At 50.0% G+C, this 20785-nt stretch carries 20 protein-coding genes; 8 read left to right on the top strand and 12 right to left on the bottom strand.

Features of this window, described 5'->3' with window-relative positions; all coding sequences use genetic code 11:
• The first annotated feature begins 7 nt into the window (after positions 1-7).
• A complete protein-coding gene (locus EDC56_RS14130) occupies positions 8-1114 on the top strand; it encodes a heparan-alpha-glucosaminide N-acetyltransferase domain-containing protein (protein ID WP_123713215.1) in 1107 nt (368 codons plus the stop codon).
• Here EDC56_RS14130 and EDC56_RS14135 read toward each other — a convergent pair.
• Positions 1111-1617, bottom strand: coding sequence for a hypothetical protein (locus tag EDC56_RS14135; RefSeq protein ID WP_148059421.1), 507 nt, complete (start codon positions 1615-1617; stop codon positions 1111-1113). The two genes, EDC56_RS14130 and EDC56_RS14135, sit on opposite strands and share 4 nt — an antisense overlap.
• 704 nt (positions 1618-2321) lie before the next feature.
• On the opposite strand from EDC56_RS14135, the gene EDC56_RS14140 reads away from it, so the two are divergent.
• Positions 2322-3605, top strand: coding sequence for an outer membrane protein transport protein (locus EDC56_RS14140; RefSeq protein ID WP_123713217.1), 1284 nt, complete (start codon positions 2322-2324; stop codon positions 3603-3605).
• Between the two features lie 56 nt (positions 3606-3661).
• A complete protein-coding gene (locus tag EDC56_RS14145) occupies positions 3662-6145 on the top strand; it encodes a hypothetical protein (RefSeq protein ID WP_123713218.1) in 2484 nt (827 codons plus the stop codon).
• A gap of 69 nt (positions 6146-6214) precedes the next feature.
• Here EDC56_RS14145 and EDC56_RS14150 read toward each other — a convergent pair whose 3' ends face one another.
• The 7 genes from EDC56_RS14150 to EDC56_RS14180 all read right to left on the bottom strand — a co-directional run bounded on the left by EDC56_RS14150 (position 6215) and on the right by EDC56_RS14180 (position 10863).
• Positions 6215-6490: a hypothetical protein gene (locus EDC56_RS14150; protein WP_123713219.1), complete on the bottom strand. Its 276-nt coding sequence runs from the start codon at positions 6488-6490 to the stop codon at positions 6215-6217.
• 195 nt (positions 6491-6685) lie between these two features.
• Positions 6686-7054 (bottom strand): YajD family HNH nuclease, encoded by a 369-nt coding sequence (locus EDC56_RS14155; protein ID WP_123713356.1) that lies wholly within the window; start codon positions 7052-7054, stop codon positions 6686-6688.
• A gap of 88 nt (positions 7055-7142) precedes the next feature.
• Complete coding sequence (locus tag EDC56_RS14160; RefSeq protein WP_123713220.1) at positions 7143-8111, bottom strand: TIGR01777 family oxidoreductase; 969 nt, start codon at positions 8109-8111, stop codon at positions 7143-7145.
• 110 nt (positions 8112-8221) lie between these two features.
• The gene (locus EDC56_RS14165; protein ID WP_211333708.1) at positions 8222-8656 is read right to left on the bottom strand and encodes a thiol-disulfide oxidoreductase DCC family protein; all 435 of its coding nucleotides are present in this window, start codon (positions 8654-8656) and stop codon (positions 8222-8224) included.
• Positions 8653-9201: a DUF4166 domain-containing protein gene (locus EDC56_RS14170; RefSeq protein ID WP_211333709.1), complete on the bottom strand. Its 549-nt coding sequence runs from the start codon at positions 9199-9201 to the stop codon at positions 8653-8655. The genes EDC56_RS14165 and EDC56_RS14170 overlap by 4 nt, the downstream gene beginning before the upstream one ends.
• 49 nt (positions 9202-9250) lie before the next feature.
• Positions 9251-9793: a GbsR/MarR family transcriptional regulator gene (locus EDC56_RS14175; RefSeq protein WP_123713223.1), complete on the bottom strand. Its 543-nt coding sequence runs from the start codon at positions 9791-9793 to the stop codon at positions 9251-9253.
• A gap of 161 nt (positions 9794-9954) precedes the next feature.
• Positions 9955-10863 carry a LysR family transcriptional regulator gene (locus tag EDC56_RS14180; protein ID WP_123713224.1) on the bottom strand — a complete coding sequence of 303 codons (909 nt, stop codon included), beginning with the start codon at positions 10861-10863 and terminating at the stop codon, positions 9955-9957.
• A 174-nt stretch (positions 10864-11037) separates the two neighbouring features.
• On the opposite strand from EDC56_RS14180, the gene EDC56_RS14185 reads away from it, so the two are divergent.
• From EDC56_RS14185 to EDC56_RS14195, 3 genes are all read left to right on the top strand, one after another.
• Positions 11038-11901, top strand: coding sequence for a pirin family protein (locus EDC56_RS14185; protein WP_123713225.1), 864 nt, complete (start codon positions 11038-11040; stop codon positions 11899-11901).
• An 80-nt stretch (positions 11902-11981) separates the two neighbouring features.
• Positions 11982-12398: a globin domain-containing protein gene (locus tag EDC56_RS14190; protein ID WP_123713226.1), complete on the top strand. Its 417-nt coding sequence runs from the start codon at positions 11982-11984 to the stop codon at positions 12396-12398.
• The gene (locus tag EDC56_RS14195) at positions 12395-12994 is read left to right on the top strand and encodes a glutathione S-transferase family protein (RefSeq protein WP_123713227.1); all 600 of its coding nucleotides are present in this window, start codon (positions 12395-12397) and stop codon (positions 12992-12994) included. The genes EDC56_RS14190 and EDC56_RS14195 overlap by 4 nt, the downstream gene beginning before the upstream one ends.
• 160 nt (positions 12995-13154) lie before the next feature.
• Here EDC56_RS14195 and EDC56_RS14200 read toward each other — a convergent pair whose 3' ends face one another.
• From EDC56_RS14200 to EDC56_RS14210, 3 genes are all read right to left on the bottom strand, one after another.
• Positions 13155-15554 (bottom strand): TonB-dependent receptor plug domain-containing protein, encoded by a 2400-nt coding sequence (locus tag EDC56_RS14200; protein ID WP_123713228.1) that lies wholly within the window; start codon positions 15552-15554, stop codon positions 13155-13157.
• 474 nt (positions 15555-16028) lie between these two features.
• Entirely contained in the window at positions 16029-17432 is a 1404-nt protein-coding gene (gene cls, locus EDC56_RS14205; protein ID WP_281273368.1) for a cardiolipin synthase, read from the bottom strand.
• Positions 17433-17524: 92 nt separating this feature from the next.
• On the bottom strand, positions 17525-18007 hold the full coding sequence (locus EDC56_RS14210) for a nitroreductase family deazaflavin-dependent oxidoreductase (RefSeq protein WP_123713230.1): 483 nt from the start codon (positions 18005-18007) through the stop codon (positions 17525-17527).
• A 217-nt stretch (positions 18008-18224) separates the two neighbouring features.
• On the opposite strand from EDC56_RS14210, the gene EDC56_RS14215 reads away from it, so the two are divergent.
• On the top strand, positions 18225-18638 hold the full coding sequence (locus EDC56_RS14215) for a MarR family winged helix-turn-helix transcriptional regulator (RefSeq protein WP_123713231.1): 414 nt from the start codon (positions 18225-18227) through the stop codon (positions 18636-18638).
• Positions 18639-18721: 83 nt separating this feature from the next.
• Here EDC56_RS14215 and pssA read toward each other — a convergent pair whose 3' ends face one another.
• Positions 18722-20035, bottom strand: coding sequence for a CDP-diacylglycerol--serine O-phosphatidyltransferase (gene pssA, locus EDC56_RS14220; protein ID WP_123713232.1), 1314 nt, complete (start codon positions 20033-20035; stop codon positions 18722-18724).
• Between the two features lie 358 nt (positions 20036-20393).
• Between pssA and EDC56_RS14225 the strand changes: the two genes are divergently transcribed.
• The gene (locus EDC56_RS14225; RefSeq protein ID WP_211333710.1) at positions 20394-20762 is read left to right on the top strand and encodes a SpoIIAA family protein; all 369 of its coding nucleotides are present in this window, start codon (positions 20394-20396) and stop codon (positions 20760-20762) included.
• The last annotated feature ends 23 nt before the right edge of the window (positions 20763-20785 follow it).

Raw genomic sequence — 20785 nt, forward strand, 5'->3', positions numbered from 1 at the left:
TACCACTATGAGTGGAGAGTTAGCCCCCCGACCGCCGCGTTTAATGGCCGTAGATCTCGGCCGCGGCCTCGCCGTTTTTTTGATGATATTAGTCCACACGCTCTGGATGTATGCCGATCAAGCAACACAATCTGCATCGTGGCTTGGCCACGTTATTCACTTCATTGGTAAAGGTACCCCCGCATTTCTACTCTGCATGGGTATCTCTATGCTGACATCACAGCAACAATCAGCGCTTGCCACCCTGCGCAAAGGATTACTGATTTTGTGCTTCGGCTACTTGATGAATGGTTTAAAGTTTCTCGTCCCCATCGCGCTTGGCATCATGCCCGAAAACTTCATACAGGCCTATGGCTGGGCCCACCCCCTCAACGCCAGTCAATGGCGCTATTTATTACTCACCGGCGATATCCTGCAAATGGCCGGGCTATCGCTGATTCTGCTCGCCGCTGTTCGACAGTATTTGCATAACAAATACACCGTGCTAGTCGTTGCCTTGGCCATTCTAGCCATCTCCCGTGAACTCAGTGGTTACACCCCTCAAATCGCCGGCCTCGATTATCTTGCGAAACTATTTTTCAGTAATAGCTTTCATGTCTACTTCCCGCTCTTTCCGTGGATGAGTTTCATCTTATTCGGCATGTTCATCGGCATGCTTATACGCGATAACAACTGGAACTATTGTACCATTTTCAACCGTCTGCCGGTCCCAGCGCTCGCTTGCATCTGTATCGGTGGCAGCCTCTGTTACTGGCGGTTCGACTATCACTTCGGTAACTTCTTTCACCTTGGCCCCGGCGGTGTCATCTACCTGTTAGGCATCAACTTCGCGCTGATGTGGCTGATCCATAAAGTCACTGAATCCGGTGTCAACAACCGAGCCGTCGACTTCCTCAACTTCTGCAGTCAACGAGTAACCTCAATGTACGTCATTCAATGGACGCTGATCTGCTGGGGTATGAGCGTCATCGGTTTCCAGTCACTATCACTGATGCAGACCCTTGCCATCATGCCAGTTATCGTCGTTTTAACCGTCCTAGTTCAACAGAGCAAAGACTATTTGGTCAATTCTCTGCAACAACTATCGAGTCAAAAAACGTCACTAAAACATTAGTGTAAGTATTTGCGATAGTCGCTTTCTAATAGTCCCCCCGCCGCGATTATTTTTCGGCGGCTATCACGACGAATTGTTACCGCATCATAAATCTCATTTTCTTTTGCTCTATTCTCTAAAGTCAAAACAAAGACCGGATCGCTACGCTTTCGGTGTAAATAAGACTTCGCCGCTCTCATCAACTCTCCTGCATGACCAGCGCCAACCCATTTTAACTGTAAATAAAGTGCAACAACCTCTCCTACGGATTCGCTATTGTCGTGAAATCGAACATAAACAAAACCTGTAATATTATTGTCGACTGTCGAGACAATCAGCTTACCCGGGGGCCCTAAAGCCTTCTCCCAAGCAATAACTCGAGCTTCTAAATCCAGCCCTAGCAAGATATCTTCATCAATAATGCTTTGATGGGCGTGGCACCAAGAGTCAATACGCTGCTTGGCAATAGCTAAACAATCTTCGCTTGCTGCTTCCCTTACTTTGACTGCTAATTTATTCATCATCTATCTCCAAAATAACACTTGCAAACGATCAACGCGTTTATCGAGCCGACCACCACATGACCACATGACCACATTCTTTTACCACCGGTGTCTTTATAGAACAAGTGGACGCAGATCACCGCTAAACTCCATAAAATGTAATAGCTGAACACATTGGGCCGACACTTTAAAGTTTAGCGCAAAACAAAAATAAAATTAAAAACCCGAAGAATCATTGATAAAAGACCATATTCCGAGTTAAAAAAACGCACTAATCCTCGCTAACACTGTTTAAATCATTCAAATCTTACTGTTCATTTTCTAAATATTACTTTTCGTTAGTGTTCGCGAAAGGTGATGGCGTTCAACGTTTGGTTATATTATGATCTTGCACATAAAGTTTGGGGCGACAACATCGGCAAATAAAAATTTCCGTCTGATCTGCCACAAACTATTTATTGGTTAAATAGTAACTTTGACTAACAATTAGCACGACTATTTCAACTCTTAGCAGTCTCTAATAGCTTTGATTAATAAAGACTCTACTACCCGCAACAAAAAATACGATAACAATAATTTTTTACTAGGAAAAAATATTTTTCGACCTTCACATCATCTCTGACAGGATAGTTATCTAGTCAGTTCAACTCGTTTACATCGACTTCCCTAATTCTCAATTCTTATCGCTGAGCGTTTCACCGTATAACCTAACAAGGTATCATTTAATGTCTCTTAAGATGAAAGCACTCCCGTTCGCCATCACGGCCGCGACCGTCTCCCTCAGCTCCTACGGCGCTGGTTTTCAAGTTTCAGAACAGTCTGCGTCCGGTTTGGGGCGGGCCTTTGCCGGTGAGGCTGCCGTGGCAGATAATGCTGCTGTAATTGCAAGAAATCCCGCGGCAATGACGCGTTTTAAACGTGCCGAGGTGTCCGGTGCCATTACCGTCATCGATGCCGATATCGACGTTGATTCCACCGATGGCAACGGTCGCCACCAGACCGCCCACGATATAGCCCCGACTCAGGCCGTGCCTGCCGCCTATTTTGTACAGCCAATCAATGACAAGTTAGCATTTGGCCTAGGGCTGTTTTCCAACTACGGTGTCACCAGCGACTATGACGAGAGCTTTGCACCCGGTACCGCTGCCGGCAAAACCTCGCTTATCACCTTGAACCTAAACCCCAGCCTTGCTTATAAGGTCAACGACCAACTCAGTGTCGGTGGTGGTATCAGCCTCGTCTATGCCGATGCCGAGCTCATTCGTCGCTATGGTGCCGATGCCAACTGGTTTCCCACACACCCCGCCCCCAGCGACAAAACGATTGAACTTGCTGGCGATACTTACAGCTGGGGGTGGAATGTTGGTGGTTTGTACGAGTTCGATGAGAATAATCGTTTTGGCTTAAGCTATCGTGCACAAGTTGATCTCAACTTCGAAGGTGACTTTACCGATTACACCGGTCAGGTCGTTCCCGGCTTACCTAGTCCCGGCGGTCAAAAAGTCGATGGCGAGCTCGACATTGTCTTACCCGCCACCGCCGAGTTCTCAGGCTTCCACCAGCTGAACGACCGTGTCTCTGTGCAATACAGCATTCTCTGGACCGACTGGAGCGCCTTTAAAGAAATTAAGGCAACCTCTTCTGACTGCAGCTACCACGGCCAGAGTGGTGTCTGTCTCGCCAAGGATGAAGACTTCGAAGACAGCATGCGCTACGCAGTCGGAGCCAGCTACTTGCTCAACCCTCAGTGGACACTGCGCGCCGGCCTCGCCTATGACGAAAAAGGCGGCCAACCGACGCTGAGCATTCCTGATTCCAATCGTTACTGGTACACCGCCGGCGCCACTTACCACTACAGCGACAGCCTTTCCTTCGATGCCGGCCTTGCCTATGTCCAGAGCGAGGAAGCCTCGTTCACCGAAGGCGGCACCTTGTTGGATGACGACTACGCACTTAAGTCAAACGGCGATGCCTACCTCGCTTCACTGCAGGTTAACTACAAGCTCTAACTCTAAGACGGGGCGAGATGCTCTCCCCCTCAACCCATCTTTGACAGGTATATCACATGAAAAAACGTTTAATCACGCTGCTCGTTAGCACTGCCATTACTCTCGTCGGCTGTGGCGGCGGTGGTGGCGGCACCTCCGGTGACGACACCGTCCCCAAGCGCCCCGAAACACAAATTAAATTCGATCTGTTCGCTGCCAATAAAGTACTGGTTACCCCATCGTTCATCGCCATGGATCAGAGTGATGGCACCCTCGCCGCCGATGGTTTTAATGGCAGCGCTGACTACAGCACTAACATCAACGATCCCGCAGTTGCCATCGGCAAGATGGATGGCTGGGGGCTCAGCGTACCGATCGACATTGCCTTTGAAGGGAAAGACTTAGACCCCGCCAGCGCTTCAGCCGGTTTCGTGATCATTGAAGCCTTTAACCCCACAACGGGCGTCGCTGGTACGACCAGAGTACTCGAGGAAGGCCGCGATTACGCTGTATCTACCGTGGGTAAGAAGCTATTGGTGAATTTCTTAATGCCGCTACAACCGGCCAGCAACTATATGTTCGCTGTGACCGACCAACTGAAAGACGTCAACGGCAAGGCTGTCGGTGCCTCCGTTTCTTACGAGAAGCTCAAGTCGAACGACAACGCGCCAAACGAAGAGTTTGCCGCCATTCAAAAAGTCACTCATGCTGTCGAACAAACCATCAGCCAGGCGAGCGGCACCAACAGCAAAGACATCATCTTCTCCACCTGGTTCGAGACCGAATCTGCGGGCAACAGCCTACACGCTGTCAAAGTCGCCACCTACCGCACGATACAGGCAAAGCTTAGCGGCCAAGACGTCGCCGGCATTTGGGGAGTAGAGGATAACGCCAACATTACCGTCGAAGATCTCTTCGAGATCACCGAGCCCACAAAACAAAATCCTACGGATATAGTTTCCCCGGGTACTAAGCCTGATCAAATCGCCTTGCTTCCAACTCTATATGCTGCCACTCAAGTCGAGATATATAAGGGAACAGTCACCCTCCCCTATTTTCTCGATAACCCATCGGACGCCGGCACCAGCCCCGACGGCCAACTCGACCACCCTTGGCAGAGCGCCACACCGAGCCTGCGCAAAATCGCCATCGCCCTAGCCCAGGGTGACGATAACGCCGCCGCCATCCAGCAGCAGCTTATCGGCTACGGCATCTCCGAGAGTGAGATGGCTCAGTTATTGAGCAACCCTGCGGCACAGGCCTCCGTGCTCGCCAAACTTACTGGCAAGACTCTGACCCTCGCCGACGGCAGCACCCCCCTCGATAGCGAACGCCTCGTGACCCGCTACAGCCCGATGCCCCAGCTGAGGTCGACACAACAAGTAAGCTACCTTCTATGGATGCCGTCGACGACTAACAGCCTCTGCCCGGCAGGTAGCACCGTGCCTGTTAACCTAATTATTCACGGTTTCGGCCGCTTTAGCTCGGATGCCGTCATGTATGGTTTGCAAACCATTAACAGTGGTGCAGTTATTCCGCCCGCCGGCAACTGCCAGGCTATCTTAGCCATCGACCTACCCAAACACAGTAGCCGCCATGCCGCCGGCATTGATCCTACTGACGACAAACAAGTCATGTACTCTTACCTGTCCCTCGACTCACTGCTAGTCAGCCGCGACAACCTCCGCCAGTCGGCCATTGATCAGGTCAGCCTGCGCGCCGCGGTCGGCCTCGCTCTTTCCGATAGCCGCCTGCACCCTGACGGTTCACCGCTGAGCCGGCTGACGCTGCAACAACAGGATGATGCTACGACGCCAGGCGTCGGTATCGTTGGCGTCTCACTCGGGGGCATTACCGGCATCAACTATGTGGCTGCCGCCGACCGCCCGATCAACAGTGACGACCTCGCCGGCGACACCGTCGAGGGCGACCTCGCCAATAGCTTGTTCCAGGTTTCCCGCGCCCACTTCGATGTCCCTGGTGGCGGTATCGTACCCCTGCTCCTCAACTCTCCAGAGCTCGGTGACATCGTTGTCGAAGGCTTACTGGCCAGCGAGGGTTATACGGCATTCGAGGCGACGAATTGTACTGGCATAGCAACGGATATATGCCATCGTGTCTTCTTCCAGGCCTTCGGCTATGCGGCACAGACCATGCTGGACGGTACCGACCCGGTAAACCATATCAGCGAGATCACCACCCCAAGCCTACTTACGATGGTACAAAACGATCAGGTCGTACCCAACGATACCCTTGTGGCTGATAGCTACCTACCCTCGGCGCTCGGTGGCACGCTGCCTTTACTCAAAGCTGGCAACTATACACAACTGACCGGTAGCGAGGGTGCCGCCTTCACACCAGAGGGCCCGCATATCGCACTAGCAGGCCTCTATGACAATACCGTACACACGACATACCACGGGGATCTAATGGCTCCTGTATTTAAAGAGGATGGTTCAATAAACGAGGTCGTCATCTCCAAGCTAGTGCTTTCAACACACTGGTTAACAGAGGGTAAGATCGACGTAGATGGGCAATTCCTTTACCAAGTGGAGCAGTAAGAGACGAGCAGTGGCGGCGTTGCGCCGCCACTGTTAACTTCACTCTATCTCTATAATCAGGCTAAGTGCTTATGAGCACGCCTTCATTTTGATCTCTTTCAACTTGTCCCAAGACGCCTGTGGGCAGTTCGCCGGCTTATCAGTCGTCGGCATGCAGTACTCACTAAAGCTACCCATATTCTCGGTCGACAAGCAGTCTTTCCAGTTCGGAATCTGCAGGTACTCTGGCGGTAATCCGCCTTCACCACCGATTAGCTCAGCTGCTTTTTCTTTATGATCTAGGCCATTACAACCTGCTAGAGCGATGGCTGACAAACCCAGTAGTAAACAACCTAGTTTTTTCACGTGTTCTTCTCCTATGTCTCAATCATTAAACGGCAACAACATTATTTACCGCGCTATTAAATATAATTAACGCCACGCAAATAACAAACAGAACCGTACTCTTTTCAACAATAGCGCGACCACCATCAAGAAATGGTCAATTATCAATAGGCTAAGAGTGTCGACTGCGGCACATTTTAAGGCCGCAGGCTTCGGCTAGTTGTTGTTCATTTTCGCCTTTAAGTCGGCAAAGGGGTTATAGGTCGCCGCCTTCACCTCCTTATCGACCGTACTACCGTAGCGAACCAGGTTCTCAAACTTGGTATGCTCTTCGTCGTGACAATAAATGCAAAGCAACTCCCAGTTGCTGCCATCACTGGGGTTGTTGTCGTGATTGTGGTCAACATGGTGAACGGTCAATTCAGAGAGGTTCTTGCGGTCAAACTCCCGCGTACATCGGCCACAAACCCACGGGTAGAGCTTTAACGCCTGCTCACGATAGCCCTTGGCACGTTTGTTGTTGTATTCGATTTGCGCGGCACGGACCTGATCAAAGGAGGTCGACGACGGTTTTTGCGGGCTCATAACGGCTGTCTCATCGCTGAAGAAATTGCCCTTATCATACAGGTCGCGCAAGGGAAAACAGAGCCACATGAGCACTCAAAGGAGAAAATCATTCAGCCGGCTGAGTCAACAGGGCCGTTAACGCACTACCAAGGTCGCGATAGAGGAACAGAAAGCCTGCCGCCTCGAGCTTCTGTGGCACGACGCGCTGTCCGGTCAGCAACACCTCCTCGGCCAGCTCACCCACGGCTAGTTTCAGTAACCAGCCCGGCATCCGACAGCGCAGAAGAATACGGTAGTGCTCAGCCATCAACTCTGTTAATTGCGCATTGGTCACCGGCAACGGCGCGGTACCATTAAAACAGCCGTGACACGCCGGCTTCGTCATCAAGAACAGTAGCATCGATACGATATCATCACGATGCACCCAGGAAACCCACTGCTTGCCATCGCCAATCTGCGCCGCCACCCCCTTGGTAAACGGCTGCTTTAACTCCTGCAGCGGACCACCGCCCTCCCCCAGCACCATGCCAATCCTCAGGATACAGACTCGCACGCCTTCCTCTTCGATGCGCTGCGCCGCACGCTCCCAGACAGCACAGAGCCCATGTGAATAGCCCTCAACAACCGCCCCCTCTTCAGTGAGCACCTCATCACCGTGAGGGCCGTAAAAACCAATTGCCGAGGCGTTGATCCATACTTCCGGCTTTTTCTGCAGGCGCTGTACTAGCTGCTGCAGCTGCTCCGTCACCTGCAGTCGGCTCGCGATAAACTGCGCCTTACGCTGTTTATTCCAGCGATGTGCCGCGAGCGACTCCCCCGCCAAGTTAATCACTACATCAACCGCAAAGTCATCGCCCAATGAGGACAGGTCGGTGACATAGCACAGCGATGAGGCCGCCTCTCCCTGCACTCGTTTGGCGCTGCGCGTCAACACCGTCACCCGGTGCCCCAGCGCGACGAGCACAGGCACGAGCCTCGAGCCAATAAAGCCGGTGCCACCGCTGAGCAGAATATTTTTTCTATCGCCGCGATAGCGTTCAAAACATGACACGGAAAGCGCTTCAACCTGCAACATGGCGACAGTTTCACTCCTTAAAATGTTATAAATTAATCTCTAAAAAAACCTCTAAAACAGTCCATTAAAGAACCTCTAAAACAATCTTTCACGCAAAAAAATCATCGCCCTCAATCAATAAAGCGCTGTCGCAGCGACTCGTCAGCCAGCCAACATTGCGCTCTCCGCCCCGCAATACGATAGCGGTTGCGAGCCACCAAAGTGTAGAGCGCATCTCTAATACTGGCCGGGAGAGATAAACCTAAAGACAGCAACGGCCAACCTCCCGACAGCTGCCGCACCACCTGCAAGAAAGCAGTCGATCGCAGGTGAACGGTTCCATCCTGAATATAGACCATTGTCTCAATAGACTGCATCGGTAGCCCACATTCCGCCAACAGTAATTTACCCACCGCCGATTGTACCGAGCAGAAATAAAAGCGCTGCCCTCGGTCGCGAGCGATAACAAACTGCACCCAGCCCGAGCATAAGTGACAGACCCCATCAAAGAGGATGATCTGAGGGTAGCGACACATCAGCTGTTCTGCAGAATATGATGACTTCACTGAGTAACCTCCTCCGTCGTAGGCTCGCTGATCACGCGCAAGTTGCCGGAATAGCTCACGAGTAGACCAATAACAGGCAGCGAGACTGAGACATCGAAACGATAAAACCCTCCCTCCTCTCGCTCACGCGCCATCACTAACGGTGATAGTACGCGGGGGATCGGCACACCAAAGCAACTGACTTTCCTTAAGCGATAGAGCAGCACCTCGTTCTCCACCGACAGTCGCATCTGTAAGCGAAGCGGCCCCAGCTGCTCGACGAGGCATTCATCGCGCCGATAAAATTTCGAGTTCATAACATGGTCATCAAACTGACGATTCCAACGCATTTTACCGGGTGAATGCTCCCCCTTGACCACAAGCAGACAACGCTCACGGGCCGGCGGCAAGCGCAGCAGATGACAAATCAACTGCGCAAAAAAGCCGCCACGCTCGACTTTGGCCTCCCCCCGAAGCAAGACACTCCCCTCATGTGCTCGACGCACCACTGTTGGTAGCCGTTCAAATTGCTTCTTATCTAAACAACACGCTAATAGGCTATTCATCATCACTCCCTTACGATGACAGATTAACTCTCCGTAGTTCCGCTAAATACTATTTTGACGAACGACTCACCGAAGGAATAAAACGCGCTACCTTCGCTCCCATAGCAAATAATTTCATTAACGTCGCTTGCGGCAGTGTACTGATCTGCTCATACCAAGCCGTCAAGGTAGAAACAAAGTGTGACATCTCCCGAATCTGCTGTTTGACACTTTCTGGAGTCGCCTCATCTTCCGACATTTCGAGTTCACACTGACGAAGCATCGTCAAAATAGGGTCAATCTCACGGCGCTTACGCTCCTCGACAATCGTTAGCAGCATGTGCCAACAATCTCCCTTCGCGCTAAAGTGATCGCGTCGATCACCCAACACACTCGAACGCTCTATTAACCCCCAGCTTTGCAGCTCTTTAATACTGGTACTCACATTGGAGCGAGCAACCGACAGTAGTGACGCGATTTCATCCGCCGGCATAGGCTTAACGTTAAGGTAAAGCAGCGCATGAATCTGAGAAACAGTACGGTTCACCCCCCAACGCGTGCCCATCTCGCCCCAGTGCAATATATAGCGTTCCATCAACGGCGTAATTTCCATCTCTCACTCACCTATTTATCTATCTATAAGATCCATAATCGGATCAAAATACGAAGACAACGATATGATTAAGCTATTATTTCTGTTAGTACAGAAACAACTGTATTAACAATAGATAATAAAGTCAACGCCATCGTGAAGGTAACGCATGCACTCACTCGCTAGTCGAAGTGATCCCAGTAAGGATTATCGCCAAAGCGCTCGAGAATAAAATCAATAAACAATCGCGCCCGTAGCGGCAGAAATCGACTGCGGGGATAAACGGCAAAAGCCGTCAGTGTGGGTAATCCGCACTCGGGTAATACGGTAACCAGATCACCTGCAGCCAATGATTTCCAGCAAATAAAGCTTGGCAACATCGAGATACCATGACCTGCAACGCTCATCTTCGCGAGAAAGTCACCACTGTTAGTCGCCATCTTACTGTTCAGTTTCAGCTGATGCTCCACCCCCTCAGTATCATCGATAGTCCAAACAAAATTGCGTGCGTAGCCATAGCTCAAAATATCGTGCTGCATCAACGCCTCAGGACTATGCGGTGCCCCCTTACGCGAAAGGTAATCCGGACTGGCGACCAACCTATGACGTACCGTGGAGATTTTTCGCGCCTGCAGGCTGGAGTCCTTCAAGTTGGCAATTCGAATCGCAAGATCAAAGCCCTCCTCGACCAAATCAACCTCTCTATCTGAGAAATCAACCTGGATGACAATATCTGGATACCGCTGGGTGAATAAGTCGATAGCCGGGCTGAGGTGAAGCAGACCAAAAGAGAGCGGCACAGCAACACGCAGCACACCTGAAACATCGGTGGCTGTTTTAGTCGCCTCACAATTAATCTCGGCAATATGATCCACGATTTTCATCGCCTCTTGATAATATCTGCCGCCAAAATCTGTCAGGCTGGAGCGCCGTGTCGTGCGCTGAATCAACCGCGTACCAAGGCGCTCTTCCAGCTCACTCAAGCGCCGACTGACCGCCGACTTCGCGATACCCAGCTGATCCGCCGCACGGCCAATACCACCGGCATCAACGACACGGATAAACATCTGCATGTCTTCTAGCTGACCCATAATTTCTCTCTTTAGCCTCTATTGTTCTCAAAACAAGAACTATTAAAGACCAAAATCACTGTTTATTCCACAGTTGACAACAATTAATCTACACAGCAACAAAGTACAGACCAACTCTGGCCTGTATCACGGGAGAAGTGTCATCAACTCAGGCATTTCGTACGGAGATTAGTAATGAACGCAAAAACACACATCGCTAGCAAAAATCGACAACTGAAAATCACGATTGCTGGTCAAGCTACGTCAGATGGAGACGGTGTCAAGCTGACACGCATGATCGGTACACGTGAGCTCGATATGCTCGATCCATTCCTGATGCTGGATGTTTTCGAGTCTGACCAGGCGCTGGACTATATCGGTGGCTTTCCCAGTCACCCGCACCGAGGTTTCGAGTCTGTTACATACTTGCTCGAAGGGCGGATGCGCCATAAGGACAGCGCAGGTAATGAAGGCATTATTCAATCCGGGGGCATGCAATGGATAACCGCCGGCAGCGGCATCATACACTCTGAAATGCCGGAGCAGGAAAACGGTATGCTAGCAGGTTTTCAGCTATGGGTTAACCTGCCTCGCAGTCACAAAATGACCACCCCAAAATACTTAGAGTTTCCAGCCAACCCCGACACGGTTGAGCAGTGGGAAAGCGGCAGTCAGATCCGTGTAATCGCGGGCCGTACCGACCTAGGTACTGAAGCGGCAATAAAAGATACCCATGTCGATCTCACCTACATGGATGTTCAGCTACAAGCCGGTGATGAGTTTATTCAGCAGCTACCAAAGACTCATCACGCGTTTATCTACATGATTGAAGGAGACGTAACACTGGGCGAGCGTAACAGCGCTATTGAAGCACGTAGCCTAGCAATACTGAGCCAGGAGGGGGAACAGGTAAGCATTACAGCCAAGCAAAACAGTCGTTTCTTGTTAGTCGCAGGCCAACCACTCAATGAGCCTGTTGCCCGTGGTGGCCCCTTTGTGATGAACACAAAGGATGAGATAACGCAGGCATTTGCCGATTATCAAAGCAACCGTTTTTAACTAAAGCGTAAGTGATCTCCCCCTAATTTATGTAACAGGCGTCGTCATTAGGCGCCAATGTGGTATTACAGGCATTGAGCATGAAATCTATTACCTTATTTGACGCTGTTGGTGGCGAAAGCAAATTCATCGAGTTGTGTGAACATTTCTATAACAAAGTCTTAGCGGATCCTCTCTTGGCACAGCTGTTTGATCGACCCGAGGAAGATCATGCAGGAAGACTAGCCGCATGGTTTACAGAGGTTTTTGGTGGTCCTGCACGACATACCGAAACTCGCGGTGGCTTTTCGACAATGGTGCGCTCTCACTATGGTTTAAAAATTACGGCGCCTCAAAGGGAAGCATGGCTAGAATATATGAAACAGTCGACTACAGAACTTAATTGGTCTCAGCAAACGAGTGATGCATTAATCGGTTACCTCAATCAGCATTCTAAATTCTCTGTCCGAGACTCACACGCATACCCCAAGGACCAACCCACAGGAAAAACCTCATGAAACTTTACTTTGCTCCAGGCACATGCGCACTTGCTCCCCATATAGCCTTAGAATGGGCGAGCGCTAACTATGATACACAAGGTGTAAAACTTGGTGATCCAGTATATTTAAAGGTTAATCCACTCGGCGCAGTTCCTGCCTTAGAAGATGGTAATCGTTTGATGACGCAAGCCGATGCTATTTTGAAATACATTGCAGAAAAATACCCAGAAGCAGAGCTGGCAGCCCAAGGCACGATTGATTCGAATTATGAACTCGACAAATGGCTGGCTTTTTTGACGGGAGACCTTCACCCTGCGTTCTACCCCTATTTTAGCCCCGGCCGTTATACGGTGGACGAAAGTGAAGAAGCCTACGCAAAAGTTAGGCAAGCGGGGAGTTTATTAATCGCCAAATTTTTGACGCACCTCGACCATCATATGAAGGGCAAAAATCACATTGCTCTAGGTAAGCGCACAATCGCTGACCCCTATGCCTTTGCCATGTTACGTTGGGCGCAACCTTTGGATCAATACCCTGAGTTAAAGCGTTTCTTTGACAGCATGATGGAAGATACCGGTGTTATCGCAGCATTGAAGATGCAAGGTATAAAGTAAACTGCTGCCCTTTCAACCCACTTAATACAACTAAAAAAGAGCAGCCTGCGCTGCTCTTTTTTCGTTCTCACTCCATCGCCAAAGCCACTCTAAACAACATGACATCGCTTGCATTGAGGCAAGAGAGCCCCCGCGACTTTAGCCGAAGCACTGACTGAGTTTAAAAGTTATAGGTCGTCTGCAAGTACCAAGCACCGCCATCGTAGTTAGCCGGTGTTCGACGCGAGTACTGCAGCCCCACACTCTCTCGATTAGCGTAGCCCTCACCAATCTCATTGACATACTCATCAAATATATTGGTACCACCGGCAGCAAAGCGCAGGTTCTCGTTAAAGTCATAACCGACCTCGAGATCGATATAAACGATATGATCTATCTCGGCGGATGGCTGTACCGGGTCGTGAATCGTGCCACGCTCGTCATAGTGCGAACCATAGTAGTTAGCACGTACCAGCACATTCCAATTATCGGCAAAGAAGGTGTTCGCCGATAACACAAAGCGTTCGTTGGGATAGTTATGCTCTATATCTTCAACCGTCGCATCACTCACGGGCAAAATGCCACCAACAGAAGCCTGATCTGTCACCTCCATCTTGTTATAGTTAAAGGCGAAGCTAAGCTGCGTATTGACGCCCGCATTCCACTCTTGATTAGCACTCAGCACCACATCGATACCGTTGGTCTCGACATCAAGCGCATTGGTGTAAAACGAAATGCTCCGTCCATCAGGTAGAACAATGTCCCCCGTACGATAGATACGGTCATCCACCTCAATGTGGTAAGCGTCGACAGAAAGGTTCACATTCTCTGCTAACATCGCCGTGAAACCAACACTGTAGTTGATCGCCTTCTCTTCGGTCAGTGCTGCACCACCGACTGACAAGGCCTCTGGACTCGTAGGAGATACCAAGCCTTCTTCTTGCTGTAATCCTGTCGTACCGTCGAACGTGGTAATCGTCGTACGCACATTAGACTGGCCTGGCGTTGGCGCATGGAAGCCCGTCGACACTGCGGCACGGAGCGCCACGCTATCGGTTAAGCGATAGCGGGTCGCCAACTTACCATTGAGTGTGCTACCGAAGTCAGAGAAGTCTTCGTAGCGTGCCGCATACTGCACCATCCACGCCTCGGTAATATCCTGCTCGATATCGACATAAACAGCATAGTTATCACGATCGAACTCACCGGCATCTGCTGGACCAAATCCTCTCAAACCGTTAGAGCCTTCGCCTTGATAAGAGGCCGCCTCGCCCTGCTTAACAATATAGGTTTCCTCCCGCCACTCAACACCGAAGGCCAGGTTAATATCGTCCGTCAGCTGCTTGGAGAAATCAGCGTTAACGTTAATCTCTTGCTGCTCATAGCCTCCGACATCAAAGTCACGCTGCCAAGGCTCACCACTGGCATTGAGCCCCAATGTGGGGTTAAGGGTATTATTGAGGAAGTAATCCAACGCATTCTGACCATAGCCAACACTGTAGTCATAGATAAGGCCGTTAGTCAGCTCACCACGGAGGCCACCAACAACACTAAAATCTTCCTGGTCACCATCCAGATAAGGCGTATAACCCTGCTGTAAACCCGCAAAGCCTTCATCACACAGTGTACTAATGGTTGAGTGCGCTGTACTGCAGTCATCGATATAGCCTGGGCGGTAGAAGAAGCGATAGCGACCTTCTGTTTTGGCATAGTTCGCATGCCCGTAAACCTCAAGACTATCACTTAAGTCATAACCAGAATTGATGAAAAAGCGCGTAGCAGACGCCTCTGAACGCCCCCATGTCTGAGCGAAGGGCGCATCATCAAAGGGGCTGTCTTGCCCTACCCCTTGTACGCCACCATCGATTAGCGCCTGTGCATCAGGTCGCTGTAAGCCACGCGATAGCGCTTCATTGTCGGTCACTTCTATACTGGCATTGATAAAGCCACTTTTACCGAGAGCAACACCCCCGTTAGCCGATACCTTAACCGATTGCTCGCCCTCGTAATATTCGCCATACTTGAGCTCGACAGAGCCCCCCTCGGCACTATCTTTCAACTGAAAGTTCATCACACCGGCGATCGCATCAGCACCATACTGGGCCGATGCACCATCACGTAACACCTCGACATTTTTCAGCGCGACTGTTGGAATCATGCCGATATCAGGCGCATGAGCTCCGTTACCTGCCGCAGAGGCAAAAAACTGTACGAGCGCTGAGCGATGGCGACGCTTACCGTTAACCAGCACTAAGGTTTGGTCCGGTGCCTGGCCACGCAATGAGGTCGGGCGAATAAAGGCACTACCATCGCCGGTTGCCGGTATTGCTGTAAAGGAAGGTACCAAAGCCTTTAGGTCATCAATAATATCTGCCGTATTTCCCGCCGAAGAGAGCTCTTCAGCAGAGAACACATCAATGGGCACCGCTGAATCCATCGCAGTCCTCGGTTTTTTGCTGCGACTACCTAGTACAACCACTTCCTCTACCATATGCTCTTCTGCAGAAAAAACAGGCTGACTCAGCGACGATACAACAGTAGCAACCGCTAGAAAAAGCGGGCTTTTACTCAACACTCTCATTTCACAATCTCCAGATTGTTATTTTATTTATTCTTACCGACATCCATTCGATTTTGTATAAGAGCTAGAAATCAACACAAAAGATAACTAAATACGTCTTCACAAACTCACAAGCAAGCTTAAGTTTCGGGCAGGGATACTATCGACTAGCACTGTAGAATGAAAGAATTTTCAGATGATAAACGCATGAATCAATCAATAAAAAAATAAAAGCACTGAATTAACGCAAATAGCTAAAAAACACTCGCCACCGAAATCATTCGACGAGAACACCACACCACCTTTTCAACGATACGTCACCGCATGGAGAGTGTTATGAACAGCGAGCCTAACTTTTTGTTGCGGATAAATTAGCAGGCTTTAGCATTTAAAAAACGTTGAAGAAAAAACCTTAAGATAGAGAGAAGTGAAGTTACAGATCTTGTTATCGCCTTAAAATAAAAGAGTAGACAACCTGTGCTGTATCTCCCCCTGTTACTGCACAGGAGCCGCTAGCTTGGCAAGGCGAACCACAAAACGAAACCACCACGGTTTATTCGCCAGTGTGTTCTTTTTCATCAGCTCAGACTGAGAAAAATCATCGATGAACATCTGTTCAACAGAAGCGATAAATGGCTCATCAGCTACAGCCGCAGTAATTTCAAAGTTAAGCCGAAATGAGCGATTATCGAGATTTGCCGTACCTACCGTCGCTATAGAACTATCGATTAGGGTCACCTTTTCATGTAAAAAGCCATGGGTATAGCGATAAAACTGCACCCCCGTCTCGCTGGATTGATCGATATAGGCAAAGGCAGCTAGGTAGACCAACAAGTGATCTGGCTTATTAGGGATCAACACCCGCACATCCACCCCCCGCAACCCCGCAAGCTGCAGCGCCGTCACAATCGACTCATCGGGGACAAAGTAAGGGCTGGCAATCCAGATGCGTTCCTGTGCCGAGTTGATCGCATGCACGAACAATAAATTGGCCGTCTCTAACGAGTCTGCAGGGCCGCTGGGAATCACTAACACCCGAGCATCATCGCCTCGCGCCCCCGCAGCCGGCTGCCAGTTCAAGGCCGGTATCGATCCCGTTGCCCAGTGCCAATCCTCAACGAAGGACAGCTGCACCGCCAGCGCGGCCGGCCCATCAATACGCATATGAGTATCACGCCAATGACCAAAGCGGCGACTCTTACCTAAGTACTCATCACCAACATTGTGACCACCCAACCAGGCACTGTCACCGTCGACGATAACCGTCTTGCGATGGTTGCGAAAGTTAATCTGGAAGCGGTTCCCCTTGCCCTTGCGCGTATTGAATGCAGCAACTTCGACGCCTGCCTCACGCAACTCTAGCAAATAAGCTTCCGGCAAAGCATGACAACCAATCTCATCGTAAATAAAGTAAATCGGCACCCCCTCAGCCACCTTCTCCATCAACGTGGTTTTGACACGGCGACCGAGACCATCATCCCTGATAATAAAGAACTGAAAGAGGACATAGTTTTTGGCACGACGAACCCCGGACAAAATGTCATCAAAACAGGCCTCGCCATCCATCAACAACTCAACATCATTGCCACTCAAAACCGGTAAGCGAGCAAGGGCAGCTGCCGCTCTAACGCTATCCATAGATTCGCCTTCTGGCAAACGGAAGGGGGCGATAGAAAGCCCAGCCTCTGCGACAAGGGGCCTTAAACGCCCGCTGGCACTGCGTCGAGCGGTAACATAACCGTTGAATTTATTCCGGCCTAACACCCAGTATGCGGGCACAGCTAAATAGGGGAACGTGAGAAGACAGACAAGCCAGGCTATCGTACCCTGCGATGTCCGTGTACTCATCACCGCGTGCACAGAGGAAATAATTCCCATGATGTGGAAGGCTAGAAGCACAGCCCCTATTAACGTTTGAATATCGATAGTGTTAACCCTGTATGAATATCATCACTAAGAATATCGTCAGCAAAGCATCCCTATCCTTAAGTTTAGTCTGTTCGCGTAAACTCTATTATGTTAATTAATCGATTAAATTCAACCACATCTTGTTTCGACGCGGTTATCTTATAGCCTGATAACCGAGCAACAGCCTTCATCGCACGGGGGTGTGCCTGCGCATAGCGCAGCAGTACGGGCTCAGCCTGCTCTTTGCTCAACACCCTGGCCTCGGCACGATAACTCCGCTGCTTAGAGGTTATAAACACCTCATTATTGGCAACAATGTTTTGATACCACTGCGACTTTACCCCAAAGCCTGACGCTGAATAAATAATACCCGCCGATTGATCACTGCCAATGACCTCGATTACTGCTTGTCGCAGAGCTCCTGACTTACGCCCCCAGTGTTGTAATAAGATGAAACGTTTACCCAACAAAAAACCAAGTTTAAACCGATAAAGATAGATCGGCGCTCGGAACAACATCAACTTAAAGCCCCTAGGAGGTGCCGCCTTTGCAATTTTCTCCAGCAAAATAAAAACTCCCTTGATTACATGCTAGCCCAGTATTCTAACGAAACCTATAACAAACACCTTTGCTAAGTGGCCACGCACTTTATTAAACGATGCTCATCTACAACCGCCATTGACATGCATCATCTGTGACGGTGTCGCTAGTAAGTATTTTACCTCTCAATTACATTCACTAAGCTATATCAACAAGTTAAAAAACGAGGTTAGAAACAATCGAATGGAAAAGCGGCTATTTTTCCTGCTTAACATGTCCCAACATAGACTCTACAAACACGTCGATCAACGCAGTGAAAAAGACTTAGGAGTAACGATAAAACAGCTGGCTGCACTGTATTTGCTCGCCAAAAATGAAGGCTGTCAACTCAAGGCGATGTGCGACGGGCTTGGCCTGAATAACTCTGCCGTCACCGGACTCACACAACGGCTGGAGAAAAATGCCCTGATCCGTAGGGAAGCTTGCAGTATCGACAGACGCGCCTCACAGCTGTATTTAACCGAGAAAGGGCAATCTAAAATCGAGGCTGCCGCCCCTCTGCTGCAGGAGATGAATGAAGCTATCCAAGGCGAGTTTAGTGACGAGGAAATCACCATCGTCACACGCTTCCTCAACCACCTAATGGAGCGGTTTTAACCGCTCTCTCGCTAGATGCTAGGTGCTAGGGCTAGGGCTAGGGCTAGGGCTAAACGCTATAGGCTCTATGCACCGAGAACAGCCTATAAAATCTTACGAAGCAATAAGTCTGCTTTCAGACGTCGAATCCGCTTGATGACCTTGCGCACCGGAGCCGGGTAGTTGCGCAGGGTCTCTACCTCTCGATAATGGCCCAAACGCTGAGCGTGCTGGAGAATATGCTCCTGTTCCTCTTTAAAGGACTCTCGCCATACGCCAGACTCGTCGTGCAATAACAGTCCGTTCTCGACATCTAGGCCCCAGGCGCGAGGGTTGAGGTTGCTCCCCGTCAGCAGATGCAGCGAATCATCGGCGCTCACCCCTTTCAAATGGTAGCTATTGCCGCCCTCTTTCCACAGGTGAATATTGAGTAAGCCCTTATCAATCGCCCACTGTTGACGCTTGGCAAACTTCCGTAGCGTTTGCTCGTACATATAAGGCAACGCGCCAATAGTAGAGAATTCCTTTTCGGGCGGGATATAGAAATCATTGGCCGTCTTATCACCCACCACGATATCAATACGCCTACCATCACGTAGGTGTTTGGAGAGGGCACGCGCAAGGATATAAGGCGGGTTGAAATACGGCGTACAGATAAACAGTGATTCTCTAGACTCCCTGACCATATCGACAATAACGCGGTTGAGTTCATTGTGCTTACGACCCAGACCGAGTAGCGGCGTCACCCTATTACCCGTGGTAACGCCATCAAACTGATAGCTTGCCTTAGCCAGGCCGTGCTTAAACAAACGAATCGACGCTTTATCCGGTATTGTCTCCGATGCCTCGTCATCACACAGTGAGCAGACCGCCGGCGAATCAATCAAGCAGCGCCGTATCATCTCCCTCATCGTACTGGCTAACTCAGCAGAGTGAATCACATGATAACGATCGATCCGGTATTTATCCTTCTGATGTAGATAGATATCATTAATGCTGGCACCACTGTAAATCACCCTATCATCAATGATAAAGCCCTTGAGGTGCAAAACCCCCATGACCTCACGTGACTTAACCGGTACACCTAGAATTTCAATAGGATGCTCAGCCTGCTGCATCAGCTGGCGATAGAGCTGATTATTGCCGCCCTCGCCTCGCTGCCCGATCAGGCCACGCCGTGCTCGGTGATAGTCGACAAAAACTTTGATATCGATCGAAGGCTTGCGCTCCTTAGCCGCCAACAGCGCCGCCAAAACCTCCCGGCCCGCCTCATCATCTTCAAGATAAAGTGCCGTAATATAGATAGAATCTGCCGCCGCGGCAATGCGCGTCAATAGCTCTTCCTTCAAGGCCTTCGCCGTCATTAACCAGCGCAGCGCATCGGGCTGTAGCTTTATACCACCAAGCTCATCCAGCAAGGCTATCTCCTTTAAAAATACCCGCCATAAAATCGTATGCCATAGAAAACTGGCCCATTCTATGCCTCACCCGTTAATACTGCAACTTAGCACAGGCTACGGTAGCACCTGTAATAATTAGAGCTCATCAGACGACACGATACAGTCCTGTAGCAAAACACAGTGTAATAGCCTTAGCAGTAGGCAGGTTCTTCAAAAGCCTTCTGCTTTGAACACTGTAATGGAAATTTAATGACTGCCCCCCTCACACCTATCAACACGGTGATAGACTTAATAACGTAAGCTCTTGTCATAACAACGAGAGCATGATTGTAAGCTAGAGGCTTTGCAATAACGATACACTCAGCAGCAGGAGAAGATGATGTTAGAGATGATCGATATCGGCATAGATAGGGCCGTCGCCTTTCAAATGAGCGGTAAGATTACTGAAGAGGATATGCAGCGGGTATTGGCCGAGGCGCGAGGAAAGATCTCGCAACATGGAAGTATCGTTATGCTTGAGCAGATCGACTCCTTTTCCGGTATCGAGCTATCCGCCCTCGTCGAAGAGTTTAAGTACCTGATCCATGTTGGCCTTAAAGACATCACCAAAGTGGCTGTACTGACCGATAAGCGCTGGGTCGAGAAGGTGGTCAGCATCGAAGATAAAATTTTCAGAGGCATCGATATCAAAAGCTTTGCTATCGAAGACAAGGCCCAAGCGATAGCGTTTTTGAATGACAACTAGGCTTCCCTAACAGTTGTTCGGCA

The organism is Sinobacterium caligoides (genome assembly GCF_003752585.1).
Taxonomy (GTDB): Bacteria; Pseudomonadota; Gammaproteobacteria; order Pseudomonadales; family Sinobacteriaceae; genus Sinobacterium; species Sinobacterium caligoides.

Coding starts and splice junctions, on each gene's coding strand:
- EDC56_RS14175 (WP_123713223.1), bottom strand. CDS start 9,793: ATGGAAATTACGCCGTTGATGGAACGCTATATATTGCACTGGGGCGAG.
- EDC56_RS14145 (WP_123713218.1), top strand. CDS start 3,662: ATGAAAAAACGTTTAATCACGCTGCTCGTTAGCACTGCCATTACTCTC.
- EDC56_RS14170 (WP_211333709.1), bottom strand. CDS start 9,201: ATGAATAGCCTATTAGCGTGTTGTTTAGATAAGAAGCAATTTGAACGG.
- EDC56_RS14155 (WP_123713356.1), bottom strand. CDS start 7,054: ATGAGCCCGCAAAAACCGTCGTCGACCTCCTTTGATCAGGTCCGTGCC.
- EDC56_RS14180 (WP_123713224.1), bottom strand. CDS start 10,863: ATGGGTCAGCTAGAAGACATGCAGATGTTTATCCGTGTCGTTGATGCC.
- EDC56_RS14135 (WP_148059421.1), bottom strand. CDS start 1,617: ATGATGAATAAATTAGCAGTCAAAGTAAGGGAAGCAGCAAGCGAAGAT.
- EDC56_RS14200 (WP_123713228.1), bottom strand. CDS start 15,554: ATGAGAGTGTTGAGTAAAAGCCCGCTTTTTCTAGCGGTTGCTACTGTT.
- EDC56_RS14130 (WP_123713215.1), top strand. CDS start 8: ATGAGTGGAGAGTTAGCCCCCCGACCGCCGCGTTTAATGGCCGTAGAT.
- EDC56_RS14160 (WP_123713220.1), bottom strand. CDS start 8,111: ATGTTGCAGGTTGAAGCGCTTTCCGTGTCATGTTTTGAACGCTATCGC.
- EDC56_RS14215 (WP_123713231.1), top strand. CDS start 18,225: ATGGAAAAGCGGCTATTTTTCCTGCTTAACATGTCCCAACATAGACTC.
- EDC56_RS14225 (WP_211333710.1), top strand. CDS start 20,394: ATGATGTTAGAGATGATCGATATCGGCATAGATAGGGCCGTCGCCTTT.
- EDC56_RS14140 (WP_123713217.1), top strand. CDS start 2,322: ATGTCTCTTAAGATGAAAGCACTCCCGTTCGCCATCACGGCCGCGACC.
- EDC56_RS14195 (WP_123713227.1), top strand. CDS start 12,395: ATGAAACTTTACTTTGCTCCAGGCACATGCGCACTTGCTCCCCATATA.
- EDC56_RS14190 (WP_123713226.1), top strand. CDS start 11,982: ATGAAATCTATTACCTTATTTGACGCTGTTGGTGGCGAAAGCAAATTC.
- EDC56_RS14185 (WP_123713225.1), top strand. CDS start 11,038: ATGAACGCAAAAACACACATCGCTAGCAAAAATCGACAACTGAAAATC.